Annotated in this window: 1 protein-coding gene; it reads left to right on the forward strand. The window is 47.6% G+C overall.

Annotation, left to right across the window (positions count from 1 at the left end; translation table 11 throughout):
- Nucleotides 1-93: 93 nt before the first annotated feature.
- Nucleotides 94-485, forward strand: a 392-nt coding sequence (locus CWC16_RS19520) for a transposase (RefSeq protein WP_171037709.1), incomplete at its 3' end; no start/stop codon positions are given.

The following is a 485-nucleotide window of genomic DNA, read 5'->3' on the forward strand; positions in this document are numbered from 1 at the left end:
AGAAAACCTGATTACCACCTTACCTAAGCCTACCAAAAGCCGAATAACCGTCTAAACTGACGACAGTGGTTTTCGACCGGTATGAGGTACGTCATGGCCAAGAATAAGATCCAGTTTCAGAAGGGATTGAGCCTGACTCAATTCTTCGAACTTTATGATGAAGAATCGAAATGTCGGGATCAGTTCTTTCAGTGGCGCTGGCCTGCCGGGTTTGAATGCCCAATGTGCAAGTCAAAAGAGCACTGTGTCCTCAAGACTCGTGAACTGTACCAGTGCAATCACTGCCATCACCAGACTTCTCTGACCACTGGCACCATCATGGAATCGACCAAGCTGCCTTTTAGAACCTGGTTTCTGGCCATGTTTCTCATGACACAGACCAAAAATGGAGTCTCTGCCTTGGAATTGTCACGCCAGCTGGGCATTTCTTACAACGCTTCGTGGCGCTTGAAACAAAAGCTCATGCAAGGGATGAAAGACATCGG

Source organism: Pseudoalteromonas sp. S3776 (assembly GCF_005886915.1).
Classification (GTDB): Bacteria; Pseudomonadota; Gammaproteobacteria; order Enterobacterales; family Alteromonadaceae; genus Pseudoalteromonas.